This window comes from Embleya sp. NPDC005971 (genome assembly GCF_040629175.1).
Lineage (GTDB): Bacteria > Actinomycetota > Actinomycetes > Streptomycetales > Streptomycetaceae > Embleya.
Genome location: NZ_JBEXUX010000047.1, coordinates 38,440 through 62,337, shown reverse-complemented (window position 1 = coordinate 62,337; position 23,898 = coordinate 38,440). Strand labels below are relative to the sequence as shown.

The window sequence follows — 23,898 nt, the reverse complement described above, 5'->3', positions numbered from 1 at the left end:
CCATGCCGCTGTTTCCGCCGAGTTCGGACACCCGACGTTGGCCGGATCTGGTCGCCGAGGTCCGGGCGTTGTTGCCGTTGGAGAGTCCGCAGTGGACCGACCACAACCACTCCGATCCCGGCATCGCGGTGCTCGAAATGCTCGCGTGGCTTGTGGACACCGACGTCTATCGGGCCTCGCGGGTCACCGACCGGCACCGGCGCAAACTGCTGGCCCTGCTCGGGGTGTATCCGGCCGGGCCGAGCGCGGCGCGGGTGGTGCTCTCGGTCCGGTCCGGACCGGGCGCGCCGGCCGTGCTGCCCGCCCGGCTCGGCTTCGTCGCACACGGGGCCGAGGCCGCGACCGGCCTGGAGACGGTGGAGGCGCTGCCGTTGACCGGCGCGGCGGTGGTCGCGGCGGGCACCGACGACGGCACGGCCGGGCGATGGGACCACACCCTCGGCTGGACCGACCACACCCCCACGCTGCTCGGCGGCACCGCGGTGGACGCCCTCGGCCCCGACCCGCGCCCGGGCGCCGCGCTCGTCCTGGGCCTGGACCGAGCGTTGCCGGCGGGCACGACGCTCGCGCTGTACCTGGACGCCGACCCGGATCCCGGCGGCGACGGGGGCGCGGGTGCGGGCGCTCGGGCGGGGTGGGGCGGGGGATTGGGGCGGTATCCGGACCCGGGTCGGGTCGGGGGTGTCGGTGCCTCGGCGGCGCGGTCCGCGGAGGCTGGCTCGGATTCGGTGGATGCCGCGGGTGACCTGCCGCAGGGCGGTGGGGGGTTCGTGGGTCCGGTCGGGGCTGTCGGCACCGCGCCGCACCACGACGCGCGCACCGTCTGGGAGGCGTGGGTGGGCGGGGTCTGGCAACCGCTCGGGGATGTGGTGGATCGCACCGCGGCGTTGAGCCGATCCGGTGCCGTGCGGCTGCGGATCGGGTCGGCCGGGCTGCCGGTCGAGCCGCTCGGCGCGGCCGGGAGCCGGGCCTGGTTGCGCTGCCGGCTCGACCGGGGCCGGCCCGACGCGCCGCCGCGGGTGCGCCGGGTGGTCGCCGACGCGGTCGAGGCGGTCCTGGCCACGGCGGCCGTCGGCGGCTACGACGTCGCCCCGACGGCCGTGCTCGTCGGCGCGGCGGCCCTGGTCGAAGGCGCCCTGGTGCCGCTGGCGATCACCGTGGACGCGGCGCGCCTGGTACGTACCGTGCGGACCGACGACCCGGCCGCGCCGGTGGTGCGGATCCTGCGCTGGATCGCGCCGACGTCGGCGGCCCCCGGGCGACTGGTGGCCGAACTCGTCGCGGCGGGCGTCGGCGACGGCGCACCCGAGCAGACGTTCGTCCTGCCCGGCGGCGCGATCGCGCCGGACGGGGCGACGCCGGGGCCGTACCGGGTGTGGTTGGCCGATCCGGCGGGCGGCGTCGAACCGGTCCGGCTGGTCCCCGATCTGGACGCGGCCGGTCGCACCGAACTGCACGCCGTGCTCGACGCCGCGACCGGCACGCTCACCTTCGGCGACGGCCGCGCGGGCCGAGTGCCCGAACTCGGCCGCACCGTGCTCGCCGCCTACCGCACCACCTCCGGAGCGCGCGGCGCGGCCCTGGCCCCGCCCGCGCCCGTGGTCCTCGCGCCCGACGCCCGCACCCGCGTACTCCTGGGCGTGCCGCCCGCCCCCGGTGCGCTCACCGTCACCCTGGTCGGCCCGGCGGTGGGCGGCGCCGACGCCGAGGACACCGCCGCCGCCGCGGCCCGCGCCGAACGGGCGCTGTGGGCGCACGAACGCCTCGTGGACGCGCTCGCCGCGACCGACGCCCACTCCCTGGACGAACTGCCCCGCGCCGCGGTGCTTCGGCTCGCCCCGCCCGAACGCGCGGTGACCCTGGCCGGCGTCGAGCGCTGCGCCCTGGACACCCCCGGCACCCGGATCGCCCGGGTCCGCGCGTTCGCCGAGACCGACCCGCGGCTGCCCGGCCTGGTCGCGGCGGGCTGCGTGAGCGTGGTCGTGCTGCCCACCCTCCCGCGAGGCCGCCCCGAACCCACCGCCGGCCTGCTGCGCGTGGTGCGCCGACACCTGGCCGGGCTGCGCACCACCGGCACCCGCCTGTTCGTCACCGGGCCGCGCTATGTCGTGGTGAGCGCGGAGGTGAGCGTGGCGCTGCTCCCGGGCGCCGATCCGGGCGCGACGACCGCAGCGGTCCGGGCCGCGCTGGACACGTTCCTGCACCCGATCACCGGCGGACCACACGGCACCGGTTGGCCGTTCGGCCGCGACGTACACCGCAGCGAGGTGCTGCGCGTGCTGGACGAGGCCCCCGGCGTGGACCACGTCACCGCCCTCGCACTGCGCGCCGACGACGGCCCCCCGGGCTGCGCCGGCCTGTGCGTGCCACCGACCGCGCTCGTGGTCCCCGGCACCCACACGGTGCGTACCGCCCGCGCGGAGGTGGGTCGATGACCGGGGTCGCGGATCGGGTGGTCGAGGAGTCCGGGGTGCGGTTGGGGGCCGCCGATGTGCGTGACCTCACCGCGAACGAGGCGACGGTCCTGGCTCGGCACACCCGCGCCGCGCATCGCACGTGGGGTGTCGCGGTGGGGCTCGAAGTGTGGGCGATCGGTGACGGGCGGGTGCTGGTCGAACCCGGCGTGGCGCTCACGCGTGCCGGGGAGTTGGTGGTGCTCGGTGCCGATGACGTGGTCTCGGTGTCGGTCGCGGGGTCCGGGCCGGTGTCGGTGGTGTTGCGTCCCGAGCGGGGTGGGCCGCGGGGGCGGGCGTGCCTGGTGGAGCCCGGTGGTGTCGCCGGGCCGGGGGACGTGCCGCTCGCGGTGTACCGCACCGACACCGGCCGGTTGCAGGTCGGCGACGGGGCCCGGCGCAGCGCGCACCGACCCGGTCCGACCGTGGTGCTCGCGGGGCGGGCGGCCCGGGGTGCGATCGCGGCCGAGGGCTCGCGCGTGCAGTGGTCGGCGCGGGTCGACTTCGCGCGGGCGTTCGCCGACGTGCCACAGGTCTTCGTCACCGCCGAGGGGCCGTCGCCGGCCGGGACCGGCGGCAGCACCGTGCAGGTCGCGGAGGTCGACCGGACCGGTTTCCGCGTCGTCGTGCGGCACGCGCTGCCCGAGTCCGGCGACGTCGACGAGCAGCCGAAGGTCTCGGCCGTGCCGATGGCGTTCGCCTGGACGGCCGTGCTCGGCGCGCGACCGGTCCCGGCACTGTCCGGGCCGGCCGACCCGCCGTGCCCGGTGCCGTGTACCCGGCCGGTGGTGTACGTGCCGCGCGGACTTCGCGGTCCGGCGGCGGTCGAGGGCCGTGCCGGTGATCCGCCCGGCGTTCGGCCGGGTCCACGAGTGAGGGGAACGTCCGCATGACCGGCCCGACCACGAGTGGCGCGGCGCTGCCGCCGACCCATCGCCCGACCTTCTTCGGCGGCCAAGTGCTCGCCGCCGCCGACCTGAACGACGCGGTCGCGGTGGAGCGTTCGCGGCGCTGGTTGCACAACCGGGTGCTGCACGGGTGGGGTGTGGCGCTCGGCCTGGAGGTCACCGGTGCCCGGGGCGCCAAGCGGGTCGCGATCGGTGCGGGCTACGCGCTGGACGCGTTCGGCCGGGATCTGATTCTGTCCGACGGCGCCGAGTTGGACGTGCCGGCGGTGGCCGCCGGGCCGGACGGCGGCGACGTGGTGTTCTGCCTGACGTTGCGCTGGACCGAGGACGACGAGGCGGATGTGCGCACCCGGGCCGGCGCCTGCGGGGTGGTCGGGGCGGTGCGGTTCGCCGACGGCCCGACGGCCGCGTGGCGGACGCCGGCCGAACTGCGCGAAGGGCTGGACGTGTTGCTCGCGACGGTGGCGGTGCGCGGCTGCGCGCTGACCGCGCCGCCCGATCCGGCCGGGCGCCGGGTGCTGGCGGTGCTGCCGACGCCGTACGTGGCCACGGGTGCGACGAGTGCGTTCGGCACCGTGTGGACGGCCGTCCAGGACTCGGCCTCGGGGGTGGTGATCGGGCTGCGCACGGTGGTGGACACCGCTGCGGCGGGGTTCGGGGACACGCCCGCCTACACGGTCCGGCTGGATGGCGACCGGGAGTTGAGTGCGTCCGCCGCGCCCGGTGGTCAGGCGTGCGTGCTCGACGGCACGCCGTATGTGGCCGACGCGGAGCCGGGGCGGCTGACCGTGCTGGTGCCGCTGCCCGCCGGGCGGATCGGCGGTGTCGTCGGGGGCACCACGACGTTGCCGCTCAATCCGGCCGCGGTACTCGCGGACCTGGAGACGCCGAACCTGGTGCGGAGCGAACTGGGTTGGCACATCGCGTGGATGGGGGTGGAGGGGGCGTGAGCGGCGTGGCCGGCTACCGCTGGGTCAACGCGCTGGGGCGCTGGCCCGGAGCCCGCTTCGAGGGGGTGTACGCGGACGGCGAGCGGGTGGTGCTGAGCCCGGGTACGGCGGCCCTGGAACCGATCGCGAGCGCCGATCTCGATCCGGCGGGTGGGCCGTTGGGGCTGGTGGTCGCGGCCGACGGCACGATCGTGGTCGCCGATCCGGGGCACGGCCGGGTGTTGCGGGTGGACGGCTGCGACCACGTGGTGTGCGTGCTGGGCTGTTTGGACGTGGCGACCGGCGATCCGGCGGCGCCGCGTCGGCCGCGCGGGTTGTGGCTGCTGGACGGCGGGCGGCTGTTGGTGGTGGGGGACGAGCCGGACCGGGCACGGGGTGTGGTCGTGCGCGCCGACACCGGCGAGTACCTCGCCCCGTGGACCGACCCGCCGCCCGCCGAGGATCCGGTGCTGCGCGCGGCCCGGGAGCGGGTCGGCGGTCTGGCCGCGGTCCGGGTGCCCGAGGGGGTGCTCGTGGTCGGCGGCGCCCGGCAGCGACCCGGACCGGGGGTCGTGCTGGTCCCGGACGACGGCGCGCCGGCCCGGCTGGTGGCCGCCGGCGACCTCGCCGGGATCGCCGTCGACCGACGCGGGCGGGTGTTCGTGGCCGGCCCCGGCGGGATCGCCCGACTGGGCCCGCGGCGTACCGGTACCCGCGGCGTCGTCGTGCTGCCCGCGCCGATCGAGCCGCCCGGCATCGAACACTGGGACCGCGTCCGGGTGTTGCTCGCCGAACCCGCGCCGCCCGGCACGCACGTACGGTTGTGGACCATGCTCGCGCCCGCCGGCGCCCCGCCCGATCCGCCCGATCCGGCGAGCGCGGATCCGGACGACGCGCCGGTGCCGACCGCCCCGGGCCGTTGGCGGGCCGGCCCGTTGCCGGGCCTGGACGTACGCGTACTGGTCGGCCCCGCCCCGTCCGGGGCCCGGTTGTGGATCGCGGTCGAACTGCTCGGCGACGGACGCGGCACCCCGCGCGTGGACGACGTGCGGGTCGAACACGTGGGCCGGGGCCTGCTGGACGCACTGCCCGCCGCGTACACCGGCGACGACGACGGCTCGGGCACGCTGGGCCGACTGCTGGGCCTGCTCGCCGGCGCGCACGACGCGTCGGTGCGCGAGTTGGAGGAACTGCCCGCCTCGCTCGACCCCGGCTCCGCCCCGGACCGCCCGGACGACCCGTGGCTGGACCGGCTGGCCCGCTGGGTGGACGCCGCGCCGTCGCGCCCCGCCGACCCGGCCGCCCGCCGCGCGGACATCGCCGGCGCGTACGCCGCGCACGGTCGCCGCGGCACGCCCGCCGGGCTGATCGAGGCGGTCGCCCGGGAGACCGGCGTCACCGTGCGGTTGTCCGAACCGCTGTCGGCGGCCGGCGTCTGGCGGTTGGGCAGCGGCGGCCTCGGCCGGGATACCGCGGTGCACGTCGCGGATCCGGGGCCGCCGGTGCTCGACGCCACGGCCGTGCTCGACGGCGCCCACCTGGTCCCCGCGCAGGACCGAGGACTGCCGCTGTACACCGCGTTCGCGCACCGGGTGTGCGTGCACGTCCCGCCGACCCACGCCGACGCGCTGCCCGAGATCGCCCGCGTGGTGGAACGGGAGCGCCCGGCACACGTGTTCGCCCGGGTGCGGGTCGAACGGCACGGCGCGATCCCGGGACGGGTCGGCATCGACACCCACGTGGCCGGCCCGCCGCCGGACTGGGCCGCGGGTGCCGGCCCCGCGCTCGGCACCGCGATCCGGTTGCCCGGACCGGCCCCGGCGCACGTCGGCGGTCCCGTCGAGACACGGCTCGACACGACGCTTCCCACACCAGGCGGTCGCGGGTCGACCACCCGACCATCTCCAAGGGGTTGAGCACAAGTGAGTCAGCACCGTCAGGACCACGCGGCGGACACGGGATGCGGCTGCGACGCAGGTGCGGACGGGGCTCCCGCGCCGCCGGTACGCAACCGGTTCTACCCGGGCAAGCTGATGGACGTCCGGCACTGGAACCTCGAACAGGACTACCACCGACAGACCGCCGCCACGCTGGCCCGGCTGGGCCTGGGCCCCGGCGTGTTGTGCGGCCTGGACGCGGAGTTGCAGGAGGACGGCACGGTGACCGTCTTCCCCGGCGCGGCGGTGGACGGGCACGGCCGGCTGATCGTGGTGGATCGCCCGGTGCGGATCGAGGAGCCGTACCAACCCACCGACTGCGCCGGCGCACCGCACGGCCAACCGGTTCGGGACGGCACCGTCGCGGTGCGGCTGTGTCGGCACGAGTGCGGGAGCGAGTTCGTCCGCACGCCGGTGGTGGACTGCGAGGTGCGCGAGGAGTGCGTGCCCTCGCTCACCCTGGAGCGCTTCCTGATCCGGATCACCGCGGGCGAGCCGGACGAGGTCGGGCTGAGCGAGGAGCAGTGCGCGGCGATCTTCCCCGCCCGGCCCGGCGCGCACTTCGATCGGCGCGAGCAGGTCGCGGACACGGTCGAGCACGAGTGCGGGTGCGACGACGACTGCACGGTCCTGGCCACGGTGACCTACTCCCCGGAGGGCGCGCCGGATCTGGACGCGGTGACCGCGCGGCCGGTCGTGTACTCCAACCGGGTGTTGTTCGACCTGCTGATGTGCCTGGCCGGGCGGGTGGACGCGTGTTGCGCCGGCCGCACCCTCCCGCCTCGGATCACCGCGCTGTGGCCGCAGGTCGGCGCCGGCGCGACGCCCGCCACGTGGCGGGCGTTCGTGGCCGACAAGCGGTTGGAGATCGCCTTCGATCGCCAACTGGTCGACGCGGCGTTCGACGCGCCGAATCCGTGGCTGGGCCTGTGGCAGCTCGACCACACCGGGGCGCGCCGGCTGAAGTTGACCCGGGCCGCCGGCGCCCTCACCCGGGTCACCGTGCCGCCCGGCGGCGAGGGCGCGGCGTACACCGTCGAACTCGACGGCAACGGGCTGCTCACCCAGACCGTGTTCGTGGTCGGCTCCCGGGTGGCGGTCTCCGGGCCGCCGAAGGCACAGGATCCGGACGGCCTGGCCGTGGACCCCGATCTGGTGGGCACCGGGCTCACCGCCGAGGACCGCAACACGCTGTGGGCGATGGCCCCCGGCAACGCCAAGGACACCGGCCTGGCCGCGCTGATCGACCGGGCGCCGCTCGCCGCGGTGCCGCCGTTCCCGACCGGGAACGGCACGCAGGGCGGCGAGTTGCACGTGTTCGCGCCACCGCCCCCGCCGACCGCGAGGGTCGCGACCGGCCCGCGCCTGCTGCGGGTGTGGCCGCAGGGCGGATCGCGCCTGGACGCCGCCGGGCCGCTGCACCCGGACCTGACCCGGTTCGCCCGCGCCCCGCACGTCGAACTCACGGTGGATCGGGCGCTCGCCGACGCCGCGACGGCCGAACCGGACGGCTGGGTCCGCCTGTTCCAGGCGCTGCGCGATGGGGATCGGCTCGCCGGCTTCCGCCGCCTGGAGCTGGGATCCGGGGCGCGGCGGGGGTCCGACGCGGATCCGGAGGCGGAGTCGGTGACGTACACGTTCGAGGCGGAGGGGGCGCGGCTGCCCTCCGCCGGCGAACCGGCCGCGGTGTTCCTGCTCCAGGTGCGCTCGTCGACGGCGAGCGCGGTGCCGCCGGTGGGCGCGGACGAGCCGACCCTGCCGCTGGACGCGGTCTTCGTGGGGACCGGGCTGGACAACCACACGCTCTTCTCGATCTGGTCCGGGCAGCAGAGCCTGTCGCCGGCGCCGCGGATCGCCGCGCTCGGCGCCCGGTCGAGCGTCGCGGTCGACCTGTTCGACGGCGACCCCGGCGGGTTCGTGCACCTCGCGTTCGAGGTGGCACCGCAGTGACCGCCGACCCGGGCGCCGCACGGCGCCCGCGCCCGGGAGCGCCCGGAGCGGCCCGGCGGCCCGGGAGTTCGGGCGCGCGGCGCCATCGAGACGACGCACATCGAGGAGTTGAGGGACGTTGAGCGGGCACGAGAAGACGATCCGGCCCATTGCGGTGGCCGGGCAGGGCGGCTGCGGATGCGGCTGTGACGGGGGCGGCGGCGGGGGAGGCGGCTCCGCGTCCTGCGGGTGCGGCGACTGCCTGGCCGGGAGTGCCGGCGGGCGGCTGCGCCCGCGCTGGTTCGGCGGTCAACTCGTCGGCCCCGAGGATCTGGCCCAGACCGGCGTCTGGCTGCTGGACCGGATGCGCCGGCACAACCGGGTGCTGCACGGGTGGGGCGTGGTGTGCGGGGTGGGTGTGCGCGCGGTCGGCTTCGGCGACGGCGGCCGGTTGCCCTGGCTGCTGGACGTCTCGCCCGGCTATGTGCTGGGCCCGTACGGGGACGAGATCGTGGTCGACCACCGGGTCAGGGTGGACGTGCGCGACGCGTTGCCGGGCGGCACCGACGGGTGCCCGCCGCCGGCCGACCCGTGGTGTGCGCCGGTGCGCGAGCGGCGCGACCCCGGCCGGACGTACTACCTCGCGGTGCGCTACGACGAATGCCTGACGGTGCCGGTGGCGGCGGCCGGCTGCGGCTGCGAGGACACCGCGTGCGAGTACAGCCGGGTCCGCGAGGGCTTTCGGCTCGGCGTGCTGGACACGCTGCCCGAGGTATACGTGCACGGCGAGGACGACCCGCGTGGCGAGACCACCGGTTGTTCGTCCCGGATCAACGAGACCGGCACCCGCCCGTGTCCGCCGTGTCCGAGTCAACCCTGGGTGGTGCTGGCCGACTTCACCGTCGCCGCCGACGGGACGCCGAGCGTGGACCAACTGCGCAACCGTCGATTCACCGCCTCGTTCGGCGGGTTCGGGTTCTACTGCGGGCAACCCGGTGACGGCCGGGAGGCCGTGGGTTGGACCGAGGTCACCCGCCAGGCCCTCGCGCACGCCTTCGCCTCGACCCACACCCGGGAGATCCTGGCCGCCGGCGGGCCTGCGGAGGTCCGGGGCATGCCCGCGCGCCACCTGCTCGGCGTCTCCCGGACCGCGCGGCTGGCCGACCTGCTCGGCGACCGCACGGTGGCCGACCTGGCCCGGTCCGATCCCGACGCGCTCGCCGAGGCGGCTCGCGCGGCCGAGGTCGCCCCCGCCCCCGTCCTGGAGGCCATCGATCGGGCCAACCTGGTCCTGCGCCTGACCGCCGACTGAGCAGCGGGCGGAAAACGATGGCGAGGTTGCCCGATCACCGTGTTCTCCGGCCGGATGGTGTCCATGGACCGGCTGGTCGACCGCGAGCAGGGGTGGGCGACGGCCCAAATACCGGTGCCGGGACCGGTGTTCGACCTCATCGCGGGCGACAGGGTGCGGGGCCGGTCGCGGTCGGCGCCCGCACCCAATTCGCCGACTCCCCGCAACGGCTCGCCCGAGTCGGCGGCATCGGCGGCCCGACCATGATCGGCCTCTGCGTCACCGGCCGCAAGGATCATGCCCGGTCCGGCATTTCGTCCGCCGGGCCATCGAGAATGAGGACATTCGCGTGATGTGCACATCGGGCACCGGTGCCGCGGCGGCAGCCGGCCTGCTCGTGGGCGTGTTGGCCCTCGCCCCGACCGCCTGCGCGGACGCCGTCGACCCGGAGTCGTGCCCGGCGGCCAGTCTGTGTGTCCACAGTGGCCACGACCTCACCGGGACGCGAACCGTGGTGCCCGCGCGGGACATCGAGGAGCACGGCGACGCCGGATACACCGTCACCGGCCCGGCGCTCTCGATCGCCAACCGCACCGGGTTTCCGGTGTTGTACGGCGTCCGTCACCCGGTCGTCTGCATCCGGTTTCCCTGCTACCAGTACACGGTGCACGGCCGGATCGAAGCCGGACGGGACCTGGCCGTCGCCGATTCGGCCGGGCAACCCCTCGTCGTCGGCCGGGACTACGGCCCGTAGCGCGGGAGTCGGGCCGGCACACCGGCGCCCGTCGTCCGGCGAGCCCCGCTCAGCCGGGTGGCGTCGGGCGAACGAGTTTGAGCAGGATCTCGTCGTGGGCCGCGTCGGCGCGACGGCTGTGTTCGGTGAAACCGACGTGGGCGTAGAAGCGGCGCGCCCGGCTGTTCTTCTCGTACACGTCCAGCGTCAACGCGCTGTGCAGCGTCGCCGCGTGTTCGACGAGCAGCCGGCCCACGCCGGTGCCCTGGGCCTCGGGCGCCACGAACAGGCCGCCGATCTCACCGCAGACCACGCCGTCGATCTCGCCGAGGATGAGCCCGAGCAGCCCGACCACCCGACCGTCGGCCTCGGCGACCCAATTGTCGGCGTGCACGAGGTAGGTCTCGCGCATCTCCCGCTCGCGCTCACCCGCGCCTTCGTTCGGGATGAACGGATGCGCGATGCGGCTCGCCCGGGACCAGACGTCGACGGCGGCGTCCGCGTCGACGGGAAGGCAGGGACGAATCCTCGGGGCTTCGGACATACGCGCGACGCTATCCCACCCGACCGCACGCCGCCGCCGCCGGGTCCGGCCGGGTAGCCCATCTGCGCGGCGTGGAGCGGGACTTGGCGCGACGCGGTCGGCGGGGTGGAGTACCCGGCCGGGTGCACCACGGCGGATCCGCGGGTGGCGATCGGCGGCATCGACCACCGGGTCCGCGATTCGGCCGGAACCCGCCGTGCACCCGGGACCGGTCCCGGGTGCTGCCCCGCCTCGACCGGCGTCAGCCCCCCTCCCCGCCCCCCGACGGCGAGAAGTCGCCCAACGGCGGAACCACGCCCGAATGCCAAAGCAGCCAAGGCACCCCGACGCCCCCGAGCAGCAGCCCCACGACGAAGCAGATCCGCCCCACCCGTTCGTGGAACGCCCCCGCCAAGCCCGCAGCAGCCCCGACCGGCACGCCCGCCATCGCGGCGAAGAACAACGTCCCGCAGCTTCCGAGCGGGATGTCGATCCAACGCCCGTTCGGGCCGTCGACCACCAGATCCCGCGCGACGGCGGCCGTGAGCGCGGCGTTGAACACCACCCAAACCCCCGCCACCGCGAGCGCCACCACCAGCAGCGCCGGCAGAAACGCCTTCTCGCCGATACGCCGAGCCGAACCAGGAACCCACTTCACCAGATTCCTCCGGAGCGCGACGAGCGGATGAACGGAAACGGGACGAGCCGGTCGCGGCCGGGGTGGGTCCGCTGCGATCAGGCCAAGTGCTTCTGCAACACCGCGAGTTGCGTCTGTCGCGCCGCATCGTGCAGGTCTCGGCCGCGATCCGTCGCGGTGACGAAGACGCCTCGGCGGTCGGTGTCGCACATCGCGCGCTCCACGAGGCCGCACTTCTCCAGGCGGGCGACGGCCCGCGAGGAGGCGCTCTGGCTCAGGTGCAGATCGCCGACCAGGTCGTGGATGCGGGCCTTGCAGCCGTCGGCGGCGATCAGGCGGTCCAGCACCTCGAAGTCGCTCATCGTCAGGCAGTGCTCCGCCTGGAGGGCACGGTCGAGTTCGTGGGCCACCCGGCTGTACTGCGACAACAGGTTGCGCCAGCTCTCGATCAGCGGCTCCTCGGTCTTCATCGCGTCACGGTAGCGCCCCACAGCAGAATATGCAAGTGAATTTATTGCCCACACATTTAGTGCTCTCACATTTAATGCGTAGACATTCAATGCGCGCGCATATATGTTCGTCGTCATGGCCCCAACAGTCGAGACCTACGCGGGACCGTCCTCCCGTGAGCCCTCCGTCCTCCCGTCCGACCCGAGCCCGTCCGCTCCACACTGGACCCCCAGACTCTGGGGCGTTTTGGCCGTGTTGTGCCTCGTCCTGTTCCTGGACGGCCTCGACGTGTCGATGGTCGGCGTCGCGCTGCCGTCGATCGGCCACGAACTGGGCATGTCCGCGACCTCGCTCCAGTGGATCGTCAACGGGTACGTGCTCGGATACGGCGGCCTGATGATGCTCGGCGGTCGCACCGCCGACCTGCTCGGCCGGCGCCGGGTCTTCCTGATCGCACTCGCGGTGTTCGCCGCCGCCTCGCTGCTCGGCGGTCTGGTGGACAGCGGCGGCCTGCTGATCGCCAGCCGCTTCGTCAAGGGTCTGGCCGCGGCCTTCACCGCGCCGACCGCACTGTCCATCCTGACCACGACGTTCCCGGAGGGCCCGGCCCGCAACCGAGCGCTCTCGGTGTTCTCCGTCTTCGGTGCCAGCGGCTACTCCTCCGGCCTGATCCTGGGTGGTCTGCTCACCGAATTCGGCTGGCGCTGGACCTTCCTGACCCCGGTACCGCTGGCCATCCTGGCCCTGATCGCCGGCTACATCCTGATCCCGCGCGACCGTCCCGCCGACTCCGGCGGCCACGACCTGGTCGGCGCGGTCACCCTCAGCGGCGGCATGTTGCTCGCCGTCTACACCGTGGTCTCGGCGCCCGAACGTGGCTGGACCGCACCCATCACGCTCGGCTCGGTCGTCCTGGCCGCCGCACTGCTCACCACGTTCGTGTTCGTCGAGAAGCGCATCGCCCACCCGCTCGTGCGCTTCGGCATCCTGCGGATCGGCACGGTGGTGCGGGCCAACCTGAGCATCGTCGCGCTGATGGGCTCCTACATGAGCTTCCAGTTCATGATGACGCTCTACCTCCAGGACGGTCTGGGCTGGTCCGCGCTGCGGATGGCCCTGGCCCTGCTGCCCGCCGGCCTCGTGGTGGCCTTCGGCTCGCCGTTCACCGGACGCCTGATCAACCGCTACGGCACCGCGCCGCTGCTGATCGCGTCGATGGCCTCGATGAGCCTGGGCTACCTGTGGTTCCTGGCCACCGCCGGCGGCACGCCGAACTACGCCTTCACCGTGCTGCCCACGATGTTGCTCCTCGGCGGCGGCTTCGCCTTCGGCTTCAGCTCGATCATGTCCCAGGCCACCGAGGGCATCGAGGACTCCGAACAGGGCCTCGCCTCCGGCCTGGTGCAGACCTCCGGCCAGGTCGGCGCGGCGCTCGTACTGGCCGTGGTCACCGCCGTCACCACCGGCGCCACCGCCGGGGACACCGACTTCGGCGCCTACCGGCCCGGTGCGAACCTGGTCACCGGCGTCGCGATCGTCGGTCTCCTGCTCAACCTCGTCCCGCTGTTGGGATCCGCGCGCCGCCGGCCGAAGACGGCCGACTCCACCAGCCTCTCGTAATCCGCCTCAGGCCGCGCCGTATCCACGGCCGGCGCCGGACCCGATACCCCGAAGCCCCCACGCGATCCCTTCCGCGCGTGGGGGCTTCGGCATGCGACGATGACGGCGAGGCGACCGGATCGAACGAACCGGATGGGAGGTCGACATGGGGTTGTGGAATCGACGGGGTGCACCGGAAGAACCCGTGGACGACGCCGCGGCCGATCCCGCCGCAGGGCTCGAAGCGCTGGGACTCCGGCCCGCGCGGGCGGCCGAGCTTTCCTCGATACTGCGCGGCCCGGTCACCGACCTCGCGCTGCGTGATCTGCCTCGGCTCGAACTCGGCGGCGCGCACCGCTGGTTGCGGGCGACCGGGACGGTGATCGGGTCCGCCGCACCCGGGTTGGTACGGGACATGGTGCCCGGACTCGACGATCGACAGGTCGCCGAAGCGGCGTTCCACCCGAATCTGCTGCCGCCGGTCGCGTTCGAACTGCGGCGGCGCCGGGCCCTGTTGCGCCGGGCCAAGGACCCCGGTGCGCTGACCCGGACCGGGCCCGGGGCGTTGAAGCTCAGCGTGGCCCTGATGACGAGCCGATTCCTCGTACACGACCACCTCGCGGCCCGGATCGGTGTGGAGGCCACGAACCGGCTCGGCGCGAGTCACGCCGAAACGATTCGCTCGATCGCGCTCGGCGCCGCCACGGGTCGGGCCGCGCGTACCGAACCGGCCTGGGGCGCCTGGGGGTTGCTCGCCGTCCTGCAAGCCCTGCTGCGCCACCGCGAACTGCTCCAGGCGCCGGCGACCTCGGTGCCGGCGCCGCCGACGCCGACGCCGACGCCGACGCAGGCGGGGGCGGGGGCGGAGGCCGCCGCGGCGACGTCCACGGTCGGCGACCTCGGCCTGTTCCTGTGCTGCTCCGCGGCGAACGCCCTGATCGCGGCGCTGCCGACGACGGATTGAGCGGGACGGGCGCGGGCGAGCCCGGGCTCAGGCGGGGGCGGGGTGGAAGGGGCCGGCGCCGAGGAGTTCGAGGCCCAGTGGGGTCAGGGCGTGCAGGACCGCACCGCCCTGCCGGGTGGTGGTGATCAGCCGGGCGTTGCGCAGTATGGTCGCGTGTTGGCTCGCGGAGGCCGGCGACATGTTCAGCCGACGGGCCAACTCCGTGGTGCTGCACCCGTCGTTGATCACCGTCAGCGCGGCGGCCCGGGTCTGCCCCAGCAGCGCGCCCAGTGCCCGGTCGCCGCCCGGGTCGGGTTCCCACAGCGCGACGCCGTCCCGGAGCTCGCGCACCGTGGGCACGGCGAGCAAAAACGGCGCGGTGTCGTCCTCGACGTCGTGGACCAACATCGCCTGCCGCCACAGGAATACGGTCGGTGCGATCAGCAGACCTCGACCGCCCAGCCGGATGTCGTCGTCCCTGGGGTAGTCCACCTCCAGGATCGGCGGCTTCCACCGGACGAGCGGCACACACAACTCGGCCAGCAGGCGCTCGACACCACCTTCGAGCAGGGTGCGCGCATACCCGGCGCGCACGGACTCCAGATGGGACCGGATCCGGGGGCCGAACGGCGCGAGTGTCACGTCGTGCCACGCGCGCAGGGCTTCGGCGAACTCGCGGCGCGGTTCCCGGCCGCCGTCCAGGAAGTCGCGGACCCAGGTCGTGTGGGCGGGGTCGAAGGTCAGGTTCGCCATTTCCTTGCGCAGCCGCCGGGTGGGCACCGCGAGCAGGTTCTCGATGCCCTCGTCGAGCGAGAACGAGTCCCCCACCAGCGTGCGCAGGTCGATCCCGGGGCCGCGTACCGTCATCAGCGCGGTGAGCGGACCCGTCGTCGCCTCCGGCCGGCCGGCCACCGCGGTGCGCCAGGCCCGGAAGGGCAGTGGTCTGCGCCGCCCGTGTAACAGTTCCAGGCTGTGATACGTCTCGGCCGCCGCACCGAGGGTCGTGGCGAGCCGGGTCCGGACCAGGTCCTCTGCGGTGAAGTGGATGCGCAGCACCGATGTACCCCCATGCCCGTGTTCGTCGTGTTCGTCGTGTTCGCGATGCCCCCGTGGCGCCTCCCGGCCGGCGCGGAGCAGGGGAGGACGACGACAGTGTGCGTCCTCGAACGTCCCCGGACCAGCAGGTTTCGGCTCAGGCTGAAAGGCGTTTTCAGACACCGTCCGGTCCGTCAGGCTTGCCGGTGACGGGGGTGACCCCGGGTGGTGCGCTTGCCGAGGGCCGAGGATCCGACACGGGGCGGAGGCCGCGGCCGTGCAGGGCGTCGTCGGGCCCGGACCCGACCCGGGCGGGGACCGAACGGGGATCGGTCCCCGCCCGGCAACCGCCGGCAGCGGGCCGCCGCGCCGTCGAGTGCGATCCGGGGTCGACGGTACGGCCCGCGGGCCGGGTCGGGCCAAGGCGTGAACGCCGGTCGGGAGCCGGGGCGAAGGCGGCTCCGCCGGTGTCAGGAGCCCAGGTAGCGCAGGATGGCCAGGACCCGGCGGCTGTATCCCGATCCGGACGGGTGGGCCACGTCGAGTCGGTCGAAGATCGCGTTGACGTGCTTTTCCACCGCGCTCTGCGACACGTGCAGGGCCTGGGCGATGGCGGCGTTCGTGCGGCCCTCCGCCATGTGTGCCAATACCTCGCGTTCGCGCGGGGTGAGCCGGTCCAGCGGGTCGACGTGGCTGGTCCGGGCGAGGAGTTGGCGCACCACCTCGGGGTCGAACGCGGCGCCGCCGGCGGCGACTCGGGCCAGTGCGTCGAGGAAGTCGTCCACGTGCGCGACCCGATCCTTGAGCAGGTAGCCCACGGCCGCGCCGTCGTCGGTCAACAACTCGACGGCGTACCGCTTTTCGATGTACTGGGAGAGCACCAGTACGCCCACCCCGGGCCGGCGGCGGCGCACCTCCAGGGCGGCCCGCAGGCCCTCGTCCGTGTGCGTGGGCGGCATCCGTACGTCGGCCACCACCACGTCCGGGACGTGCCGGTCGACCGCCTCGACCATGGCGTCGCCGTCGCCGACACTGGCGACCACCTCGTGTCCCTCGTCGGCGAGCAGCCGGGCCAACCCCTCCCGCAGCAGCGCCGAATCGTCGGCCAGGACTATGCGCACGGCACCTCCGCGGTGATCGTGGTGGGGCCTCCGGGCGGACTGTCCACCCGCAGGGTTCCGTCCAGGGCGGCGACCCGGCGGGCCAGCCCGGACAGGCCGCCGCCGGCGGCATCCGCGCCGCCGACGCCGTCGTCGACGATGCGTACCCGCACCGCGTTGCCCTCGGTGCCGGCGACGGACACCGTGACGGCGCCGGCGTGCGCGTGCTTGACGGTATTGGTGATCGCCTCCGCGACCACGAAGTAGACGGCGGTGGCCACGATCGGCGCCGGCTCCGCGGCGACGTGGTAGGTCAACCCGACCCGTACCGGGGAACGTTCGGCGATCGTCTCCAGCACCGCGCGCAGCCCGCCGTCGTCCAGCCCGGTCGGATGGATCCGCCACGCCACGTCCCGCAGGTCGATCAGCGCCTGCTGGGCCTGCTCGTGTGCCTGCCGCAACAACTCGTCGGTCCGCGCCGGATCGCCGCCGCGCCGGGCCCGGCCGAGCAACATGCCCAGCGCTACCAGGCGTTGTTGTACACCGTCGTGCAGATCGCGTTCGATCCGCCGGCGTTCCTCGTGCACGGCCTCGACCACGCCCGCCCGGCTGGCGGCCAACTCGTCGACGCGACGGCGCAGTACCTCGTTCCGGTCCGGTTCGAGCAGCCGCCGGGCCAGGGCCCGATCACTCTTCGCGAGGCCGACCAGGCCGTACGACGCCAGGGCGAACAGGGCCAGTCCGGAGGGGATCAGGATCAGTACGTCGGTCGTGGTGGTGTTCGGACTGCCCGCGAGCCACGCGCCCACCATCACCGCGGCGAACCCGACCCCGCCGCCGGTGAGCACGAGCAGGGCACCGCCGAGCAGGGCGATCGGCATCCGCGCCGCGAGATAGCGGATCAGCCGCCGCGGATCGCTCGGGATCGGGTGGATCGGGCCCGGATCGGGGTGGGTCGGTCGGGTCGGGGCGGGATCGGCGGGCCCGGCCAGCCGGCTGCGTTCCAGTTCGGTCAGCCTGCGTGCGGCGCGGCCGACCGGGCCCGGCACGTGCCCGCGAGCCGGACCCGAGGAGGCCCGCGCGCAGCAGGCCGGCCACCAGCAGGAACAGGGCGGTCGGCACGACGGTCAGCGTGCCCTTGAAGAGCACCCCGACCGCGTCCGCGACGCTTCGCGCGCCGGCGCGCACCGGTGCCGCGAATCCGCGGACTCGTCCCGTGGCCGTCCCCCGACCCGAATCCTGCGACACCCTTACCCACTTCGTTCGCCCACGTCGTCTCGGTGCGTCGAGCCTCTCATCCGACCCGGTCGGTCCGACCGGGCGGGCCACCCGGGCCGGGCCCGAGGCGGCGAGGACGTCGCCGCCGCCCCTGGTTCGACGGCTCATCCCGCGCCGGCCATCGCCTCGCGCAGGTGGACCCGGGCCGCCCGGCGGGAGGGGAGCCACGCGGCGAGGGTGCCGGCGGCGACCGCGCCGACCAGGACGGCCGCGCAGGTCGGCCACGGGACGGTCAGGCTGTCCAGGCCCTTGGTCGCCAGTACGCGCTGGGTGGCCGCGCCCCAGGCCAGACCGGGCAGCAGACCCAGGACCGCGCCGACCACGGCGATCAGGACCGCCTCCGCGCGGATCATCCGGCGAATCCGCCGCCGGGTCAGCCCCAGCGCCCGCAACAGGGCCATCTCCCGGGTGCGTTCGACCACGGACAGGGCGAGGGTGTCGACCACGCCCAGGACGGCCACCAGGATCGCCAGCGCGAGCAGCGCGTACACCAGGTCCAGGGCCAGGGCGACCGTGTCGTGCAACGCCTTGCGGTAGCTGTCCCGGTCGCGGACCTTGGTCTGCGGGAAGGCGTCCAGGCGCTTCGCCAGGGCCGCGTACACCCCGGCCCGGTCCGCGCCCGCCGCGGCGGTGGCGAAGTACACGTCGTCCAGCGGCATTTGCTCGGCGGGCAGGTGTGCGCGGACCACGTGGGTGCCGATGTAGGTCGCGCCGGAGGCGAACACGTCCCCGTCGCGCACGATGCCGCCGACCCGGAGCCGGGCGGTACCGCCGCCGTGGAAGCGCACCTGGACCGGATCGCCGACCGCGAGCCGGTGCTCGTCGGCGAACGCCTGCGGCACGGTGATCCCGTCGCCGCCCGGGGCCAGCGTCGAGCGCGTGTCGCCGGCGGTGAAGGCGAGCCGGAAGTCGTCGGTGAAGCGCTCGGTGGTCGCGGTGAGATCGTGATCGCGGTCGGTGCCCTGTGCGGTGATCAGGTCGGCCCGTACGGTCTGTTGGGCGGTGACGTGGTCCAGGCCCGGCGTCTCCCGGACCACGCGCGCCACCTGCTCGGTCATCGGCCGGGAGGAGAGCACGAAGTAGTCCGCGTTCACGGAGCGTTCGAGTTGGCCGTCGACGGAGGTGACCAACGACGCGGCGACCAGGGACAGGAAGCTCACCAGCGCGATGCCGACCATCAGGGCCGAGGCGGTGGCGCCGGTGCGCCGAGGGTCGCGAATCGCGTTGCCGCGGGCGAGCCGGCCGATCGGCCCGGAACGGGACGCGAGCAGCCGATCCAGGCCGCGCACCGCCCATACGCTCAGCAGCGGCGCGCCGGCCACGGTGGCCAGGAGGGTGAGCAGGACACCGGCCACGAGCAACGGCCCGGCCGCCGCGAGATCGTCCGCACGTACCGCGAGCAACAGCGCACCGGTGCCCAGCACACCGCTCGTGCCGGCCACGAGATTGCGGGTGCGCAGCGGGCGCCGGGTCCCGGGCCCGGCCTCGCGCAGCAACGCCGCCATCGGGGACACCCGGCCGGCCCGCCGAGCCGGGAGATAGGCCGCCACCAGGGTGATCGACACGCCCACCAGGTACGCGACCGCCGGGGTCGACCAAAGCACCGTGGGCAGGCTCGCCGCCGGGCCGGCGCCGACCCCTCCGACGATGCGGATCAGTCCGGCCGCGAGTGCCACGCCCAGCGCGAGGCCCAGGGTGGACCCGGCGATGCCCAACAGCCCCGCCTCGCCCAGGATCAGGCGGTTCACCTGGCCGCGCCCGGCCCCGACGGCGCGCAGCAGTCCGCTCTGTCGGGTCCGCGCGGCGACCAGCATGGAGAAGGTGTTGCCGATCAGGAACACGCCGACGAGCACGGAGATCCCGGCGAATCCGAGCATGAGGTGGGTGACCACGCGCAACGAGGCGCCGGCGGCATCGCCGCGCGCGGCGGCCTCCGCGTCGCGGGTCCGGACGGTGTGGCCGGCGGGATCGGGCAGCGCGGCCAGAACCCGATCGCGCAACCGCGCATCCGGCACCCCGGGCTCGGCGGTGACGGCGATGGAGGTGAACCGGTCCGGTCCGCCCAGGAGTCGACGCTGCGCGGTGGCGGCGTCCAGGAAGAGGTCGGCGTCGTGCGCCCGGTCCGCGCGGTCTCGGGCCAAGCCCACCACGGTGGCCTCGAAGGTACCGGGGACGGCCATGATCCGCAGTCGATCGCCGAGTCGAATCCCGTGCTTCGCAGCGGCGTTCGCCGACACGACCAGCTCCGTCGGGGCGATCGGCGCGCGTCCTGCGGTCAGCCGTGGCGCGGACCCGGCATCGGCCGGCCAGTCGGCGACGAGGTTCCCCCGTGAACTCAGCGGCCTGCCACGGCCGTCCAGCACGACCGTGTCCGGCACGTGCACCCGCCCGTACGCGGCGCGCACGCCGTCGGCGCGAGTCGCCGCGTCCAGCACCCGACCGGGCAGGGTCGCGGGCAGGCCGGTACCGTCCTGGCGGTCGCCGCCGTTTCCACGGGGCGTCACCGTCACGTCCGCCGTCGATTCGGCGAACGACGAACGAGCGGACGCCGTGACCGAGTCGCGGAACACCAGCGTGCCGGCCACGAACGCGGTGCCCAGGGCGATCGCCACCAGAGCCAGGAGCATGCGGGACTTGTGCGCCACGACCCCGCGCAGCGCGATCCGAGCGAGCGTCACGCGCGCACCTCGCTCGCGTCGTGGCCGAACGCGGCTGCGGGAGCCGCGGATGCGATGTTTCGGCCGGGGCCGTCGAGGCGTCCCATGCGCTCGAACACGGCCTCCGCCGTGGGGCGGGGCAGGTCGTCCACGATCCGGCCGTCGGCCAGGAACAGCACCCGGTCCGCGTAGGCCGCCGCGTTCGGGTCGTGGGTGACCATCAGCACGCTCTGGCCCCACTCGTCTACGCCGCGCCGGAGCAGTTCGAGCACCTCGGTGCCGGCTCGCGAGTCCAGGTTCCCGGTCGGTTCGTCGGCGAAGACGATCTCCGGTCGGGACACCAACGCCCGAGCGACGGCGACGCGTTGTTGTTGGCCACCGGACAACTCGGCGGGTCGATGGGCCAATCGCCCGGCCAACCCGGTGGCCGCGACGATGCGATCCAGGTGGGCCCGGTCGACCCGGCGTCCGGCGATCTCCACCGGCAGCGTGATGTTCTCCAGGGCGGACAGCGTGGGCAGCAGGTTGAACGCCTGGAAGACGAACCCGAGCCGGTCGCGCCGCAGTTCGGTCAAGGCGTCATCGTCGAGACCGGCCAACTCGGTATCGCCGATCGCCACGCTGCCCCGGGTCGCGGTGTCCAGGCCGGCCAGACACTGCATCAGCGTCGACTTGCCGGAGCCGGACGGCCCCATGATCGCGGTGAAGGTGCCGCGCACGATGTCCACGTCCACGCCCGCCAACGCCGCGACCCGGATCGGTCCGGAACCGTACTCCTTGACCAGCCCCCTGGCCCGCGCGACCACCGAAGACGTGCCCCGCGCCCCCTGGGCGACCGCCGCCACCCGCACCCTGTTCCTCGGCATCCGCCGACCTCCTCGCTCACCCGATGCGAGCCCGCCCCATCCGAACGGACCCCGAACCACCGGCAAGACCAGCCTGCGAGACCACGACCTCGCACACCATGAGGCCCAACGCCCAACCCCCCTGCGGAAAACCACACCCCCCACCCGGAAACCGCCCCACCATCCGCCGGACTTGCCCCGCAGCCTCGCCCGACCCCCGCGCCGCGCGATTTCGCGTGCTCCCGGCCTCGGCCGCGCCACCGGGCTTGCTCCCGCCGCCCCACACCGCGCCGAGCCGCGCCCGATGCCACCACGGCGCGCCGCCGCCTCCGAACCGCCGCACCACCCGCCGGACTTGGTCCGCCCCCCGACCCGACACCGCGCCGCGCCAGGCCACCCCCGTCCCACTCCCTGCCACGTCACCCCGCCCCGAGTGCCTCCGCCTCCTGCCTCGCCTCACGCGGCCCCGTCCGGCCTCGCGCGGAGCCCTGGCACCTCGCCCCCGTGCACCGCATCGCCCCGATCTCCTCGGTGTCCCGCACCGCAGCGCCCCGAGTGCCTCCGCCTCCTGCCTCGCCTCACGTGGCCCCGTCCGGCCTCGCGCGGAGCCCTGGCACCTCGCCCCCGTGCACCGCATCGCCCCGATCTCCTCGGTGTCCCGCACCGCAGCGCCCCGAGTGCCTCCGCCTCCTGCCTCGCCTCACGCGGCCCCGTCCGGCCTCGCGCGGAGCCCTGGCACCTTGCCCCCGTGCACCGCACCGCCCGAGCCCCTCGGTGTCCCGCCTCGCCCCACGCGGCCCGTCCCGCCTCGCGCGCCGAGCCCCCGCACCCCGCCCCGTGCACCGCACCAAACCGCCCCGTCCCCTCCCGCGCCCCGCGCCGCCCGTGCGCCCCGCGCCCGGGGGTTTGCCGGAATGTGACGGTGGGGGTGCGGGTGCTTGACGTGGGAGCGGGACGGTGTGAGCGTTTCGAGCGCTCGGGCGACGAAAACGGCTTATATGGTGGGCTGTTCGTTCCGGACGTGGGAGCGGCGGCGGTCGGATTCGTGGTCGGGGTCCGCCTTCCATCCGAGGAGCCTCGATGCATCGCAGAACGCTGACGTTCGGGACCGTCCTGGCCGTCCTGCTCGGTTTGTCGATCGGCACCACCGCCCGCTCGGACGCCGCCCGACCACGACCGCTGCTCGCGGCCGACTCCCGCGCCGCCGCCGTCGCCGCGGCCGACCGGGCGATGGTCGGCCCAAAGGCCCCCGTCTCGCCCGGTGAGCGCTACCGCCGGCAGACCGTGCTGGCCTGGATCGGCGACATGTACTCGATCTCGTACGGGCGCACCTACCGCGACCTACCCGTCGTCGGCGGCGACGCCGCGGTGTTGGCCGACGGGAGCGGCCGGGTGCACACCGTACAAACGGCCGGCGACGTGCGCATCGACGTGCCGACCCGGCCGGCCGTGAGTGGACCGGCGGCCGAGCGCACCGCGCGGACGCGGCTGCCCGTGGTCGATCGGGTCGACAGCCATCGCCTGGTGGTGCGGCTCGACGCGAGTGCCGCGCGACTGGCCTGGGAGAGTGTCCTGATCGGGCGCACCGAGACCGCGCCCAGCAGGCTGCACGTCTTCGTCGACGCGTCGACCGGCGCGGTACTCGATTCCGTCGACGAGGTGCGGGCCGGAGTCGGCCACAGCGCCTGGAACGGCCCCAACCCGATCACCATCGACACGCAGAACTCCGGCTCCTCGTACTCGTTGCGCGACCCGATCCGGGCGAACCTGAGCTGTGCGAAATACGGCGTCGGCGGTGTGGTCACCAAGCCCGTCGACGACTGGGGCAACGGAAACCCCACCAACATCGAGACCGGCTGCGTCGACGCCATGTGGGCCGCGCAGAAGCAGTTCGACATGTTCCGCAACTGGCTCGGCCGCAACGGACAGAACGGCACCGGCGGCGCCTGGCCGATCCAGGTCGGCCTGAACGCCGTGCAACTCTATTGGGACGGCGGCAAGATCGTGATCGGCCACAGCACCGGCAACCAGTGGCTGACCTCGATGGACCTGGTCGGCCACGAGTACGGGCACGGCGTCGACGCGACGAGCCCCGGCACGTTCGTGGAGCCGGGTCTGGCCGAGGGGTTCGCGGACATCATGGGCACCGTGACCGAGGCATACGCCAACGAACCGGCCCCCTTCGACACCCCGGACTACGTGATCGGCGAGACGATCAACGTGGACGGGACCGGACCGTTGCGCTTCATGTACGACCCGTCGTTGCGCGGCGACGCGAACTGCTACAGCTCGGCCGTCCCGACCATGGACCCGTACCGTGCGGCGGGCGTGTTCAACCACTGGTTCTACCTGCTCGCGGAGGGCGCGCATCCCGGCGCGGGCAAGCCCGACAGCCCGACCTGTGTCCCCATCCCCGTCACCGGCGTGGGCGTTCGGACGGCCGCCAGGATCGTCTATCAGGCCCTGTTGTTGCGCAGCGGCAATACGGACTTCCGCTCGGAGCGTCGGCTGACCCTGTGGGCGGCCAAGGCCCTGGACCCCACCTGCGACGTCTTCCGCAAGACCAAGACCGCCTGGGACGCGGTTCGCGTCCCGCCCACGGCCGCCGACCCGATCTGCCCCTGAGACCGCAAGGCGTGGCCGGCCCGCAC

General features: G+C 74.5%; 18 protein-coding genes. 10 read left to right on the top strand and 8 right to left on the bottom strand.

The window, feature by feature from the left end; genetic code table 11:
* The first annotated feature begins 2 nt into the window (after positions 1 to 2).
* The 7 genes from ABZ374_RS32920 (at position 3) to ABZ374_RS32890 (ending at position 10,201) form a co-directional block, all read left to right on the top strand.
* Complete coding sequence (locus ABZ374_RS32920) at positions 3 to 2,435, top strand: hypothetical protein (protein ID WP_360318103.1); 2,433 nt, start codon at positions 3 to 5, stop codon at positions 2,433 to 2,435.
* Positions 2,432 to 3,346 (top strand): hypothetical protein, encoded by a 915-nt coding sequence (locus tag ABZ374_RS32915; RefSeq protein WP_360318101.1) that lies wholly within the window; start codon positions 2,432 to 2,434, stop codon positions 3,344 to 3,346. The genes ABZ374_RS32920 and ABZ374_RS32915 overlap by 4 nt, the downstream gene beginning before the upstream one ends.
* The gene (locus ABZ374_RS32910; protein ID WP_360318098.1) at positions 3,343 to 4,311 is read left to right on the top strand and encodes a hypothetical protein; all 969 of its coding nucleotides are present in this window, start codon (positions 3,343 to 3,345) and stop codon (positions 4,309 to 4,311) included. The genes ABZ374_RS32915 and ABZ374_RS32910 overlap by 4 nt, the downstream gene beginning before the upstream one ends.
* Positions 4,308 to 6,206 carry a phage tail protein gene (locus ABZ374_RS32905; protein WP_360318096.1) on the top strand — a complete coding sequence of 633 codons (1,899 nt, stop codon included), beginning with the start codon at positions 4,308 to 4,310 and terminating at the stop codon, positions 6,204 to 6,206. Before ABZ374_RS32910 ends, ABZ374_RS32905 begins: the two co-directional genes overlap by 4 nt.
* Positions 6,207 to 6,212: 6 nt before the next feature.
* Positions 6,213 to 8,177: a hypothetical protein gene (locus tag ABZ374_RS32900; protein ID WP_360318094.1), complete on the top strand. Its 1,965-nt coding sequence runs from the start codon at positions 6,213 to 6,215 to the stop codon at positions 8,175 to 8,177.
* Between the two features lie 118 nt (positions 8,178 to 8,295).
* Positions 8,296 to 9,468: a hypothetical protein gene (locus tag ABZ374_RS32895; protein WP_360318092.1), complete on the top strand. Its 1,173-nt coding sequence runs from the start codon at positions 8,296 to 8,298 to the stop codon at positions 9,466 to 9,468.
* 331 nt (positions 9,469 to 9,799) lie between these two features.
* Complete coding sequence (locus ABZ374_RS32890) at positions 9,800 to 10,201, top strand: peptidase inhibitor family I36 protein (RefSeq protein ID WP_360318089.1); 402 nt, start codon at positions 9,800 to 9,802, stop codon at positions 10,199 to 10,201.
* Between the two features lie 49 nt (positions 10,202 to 10,250).
* Here ABZ374_RS32890 and ABZ374_RS32885 read toward each other — a convergent pair whose 3' ends face one another.
* The 3 genes from ABZ374_RS32885 to ABZ374_RS32875 form a co-directional block, all read right to left on the bottom strand.
* A complete protein-coding gene (locus tag ABZ374_RS32885) occupies positions 10,251 to 10,724 on the bottom strand; it encodes a GNAT family N-acetyltransferase (RefSeq protein WP_360318087.1) in 474 nt (157 codons plus the stop codon).
* A gap of 241 nt (positions 10,725 to 10,965) precedes the next feature.
* On the bottom strand, positions 10,966 to 11,361 hold the full coding sequence (locus tag ABZ374_RS32880) for a hypothetical protein (protein WP_360318085.1): 396 nt from the start codon (positions 11,359 to 11,361) through the stop codon (positions 10,966 to 10,968).
* Between the two features lie 77 nt (positions 11,362 to 11,438).
* On the bottom strand, positions 11,439 to 11,810 hold the full coding sequence (locus ABZ374_RS32875; RefSeq protein ID WP_360318083.1) for a MarR family transcriptional regulator: 372 nt from the start codon (positions 11,808 to 11,810) through the stop codon (positions 11,439 to 11,441).
* Between the two features lie 115 nt (positions 11,811 to 11,925).
* Between ABZ374_RS32875 and ABZ374_RS32870 the strand changes: the two genes are divergently transcribed.
* Together ABZ374_RS32870 and ABZ374_RS32865 are read left to right on the top strand one after the other, a co-directional pair.
* Positions 11,926 to 13,410, top strand: a complete 1,485-nt coding sequence (locus ABZ374_RS32870) for an MFS transporter (RefSeq protein ID WP_360318080.1) — start codon at positions 11,926 to 11,928, stop codon at positions 13,408 to 13,410.
* A 184-nt stretch (positions 13,411 to 13,594) separates the two neighbouring features.
* Positions 13,595 to 14,353, top strand: coding sequence for a hypothetical protein (locus ABZ374_RS32865; RefSeq protein WP_360318078.1), 759 nt, complete (start codon positions 13,595 to 13,597; stop codon positions 14,351 to 14,353).
* 27 nt (positions 14,354 to 14,380) lie between these two features.
* Here the strand turns inward: ABZ374_RS32865 and ABZ374_RS32860 are convergent, their stop codons facing one another.
* The 5 genes from ABZ374_RS32860 to ABZ374_RS32840 form a co-directional block, all read right to left on the bottom strand.
* The gene (locus ABZ374_RS32860) at positions 14,381 to 15,388 is read right to left on the bottom strand and encodes a helix-turn-helix domain-containing protein (RefSeq protein WP_360318076.1); all 1,008 of its coding nucleotides are present in this window, start codon (positions 15,386 to 15,388) and stop codon (positions 14,381 to 14,383) included.
* 449 nt (positions 15,389 to 15,837) lie between these two features.
* On the bottom strand, positions 15,838 to 16,488 hold the full coding sequence (locus ABZ374_RS32855) for a response regulator transcription factor (protein ID WP_360318073.1): 651 nt from the start codon (positions 16,486 to 16,488) through the stop codon (positions 15,838 to 15,840).
* Complete coding sequence (locus ABZ374_RS32850) at positions 16,479 to 17,516, bottom strand: histidine kinase (RefSeq protein ID WP_360318071.1); 1,038 nt, start codon at positions 17,514 to 17,516, stop codon at positions 16,479 to 16,481. The genes ABZ374_RS32855 and ABZ374_RS32850 overlap by 10 nt, the downstream gene beginning before the upstream one ends.
* A 333-nt stretch (positions 17,517 to 17,849) precedes the next feature.
* Positions 17,850 to 20,423: an ABC transporter permease gene (locus tag ABZ374_RS32845; RefSeq protein ID WP_360318069.1), complete on the bottom strand. Its 2,574-nt coding sequence runs from the start codon at positions 20,421 to 20,423 to the stop codon at positions 17,850 to 17,852.
* Positions 20,420 to 21,268 carry an ABC transporter ATP-binding protein gene (locus ABZ374_RS32840; RefSeq protein WP_360318067.1) on the bottom strand — a complete coding sequence of 283 codons (849 nt, stop codon included), beginning with the start codon at positions 21,266 to 21,268 and terminating at the stop codon, positions 20,420 to 20,422. Before ABZ374_RS32840 ends, ABZ374_RS32845 begins: the two co-directional genes overlap by 4 nt.
* A gap of 1,059 nt (positions 21,269 to 22,327) precedes the next feature.
* Between ABZ374_RS32840 and ABZ374_RS32835 the strand changes: the two genes are divergently transcribed.
* Positions 22,328 to 23,872: a M4 family metallopeptidase gene (locus ABZ374_RS32835; protein WP_360318065.1), complete on the top strand. Its 1,545-nt coding sequence runs from the start codon at positions 22,328 to 22,330 to the stop codon at positions 23,870 to 23,872.
* Positions 23,873 to 23,898 lie beyond the last annotated feature (26 nt).

Excerpts from the sequence above, each read along its gene's own strand:
- ABZ374_RS32920 (WP_360318103.1), top strand. The coding sequence starts at position 3 with ATGCCGCTGTTTCCGCCGAGTTCGGACACCCGACGTTGGCCGGATCTG.
- ABZ374_RS32915 (WP_360318101.1), top strand. The coding sequence starts at position 2,432 with ATGACCGGGGTCGCGGATCGGGTGGTCGAGGAGTCCGGGGTGCGGTTG.
- ABZ374_RS32910 (WP_360318098.1), top strand. The coding sequence starts at position 3,343 with ATGACCGGCCCGACCACGAGTGGCGCGGCGCTGCCGCCGACCCATCGC.
- ABZ374_RS32890 (WP_360318089.1), top strand. The coding sequence starts at position 9,800 with ATGTGCACATCGGGCACCGGTGCCGCGGCGGCAGCCGGCCTGCTCGTG.
- ABZ374_RS32885 (WP_360318087.1), bottom strand. The coding sequence starts at position 10,724 with ATGTCCGAAGCCCCGAGGATTCGTCCCTGCCTTCCCGTCGACGCGGAC.
- ABZ374_RS32875 (WP_360318083.1), bottom strand. The coding sequence starts at position 11,810 with ATGAAGACCGAGGAGCCGCTGATCGAGAGCTGGCGCAACCTGTTGTCG.
- ABZ374_RS32870 (WP_360318080.1), top strand. The coding sequence starts at position 11,926 with ATGGCCCCAACAGTCGAGACCTACGCGGGACCGTCCTCCCGTGAGCCC.
- ABZ374_RS32840 (WP_360318067.1), bottom strand. The coding sequence starts at position 21,268 with ATGCCGAGGAACAGGGTGCGGGTGGCGGCGGTCGCCCAGGGGGCGCGG.
- ABZ374_RS32835 (WP_360318065.1), top strand. The coding sequence starts at position 22,328 with ATGCATCGCAGAACGCTGACGTTCGGGACCGTCCTGGCCGTCCTGCTC.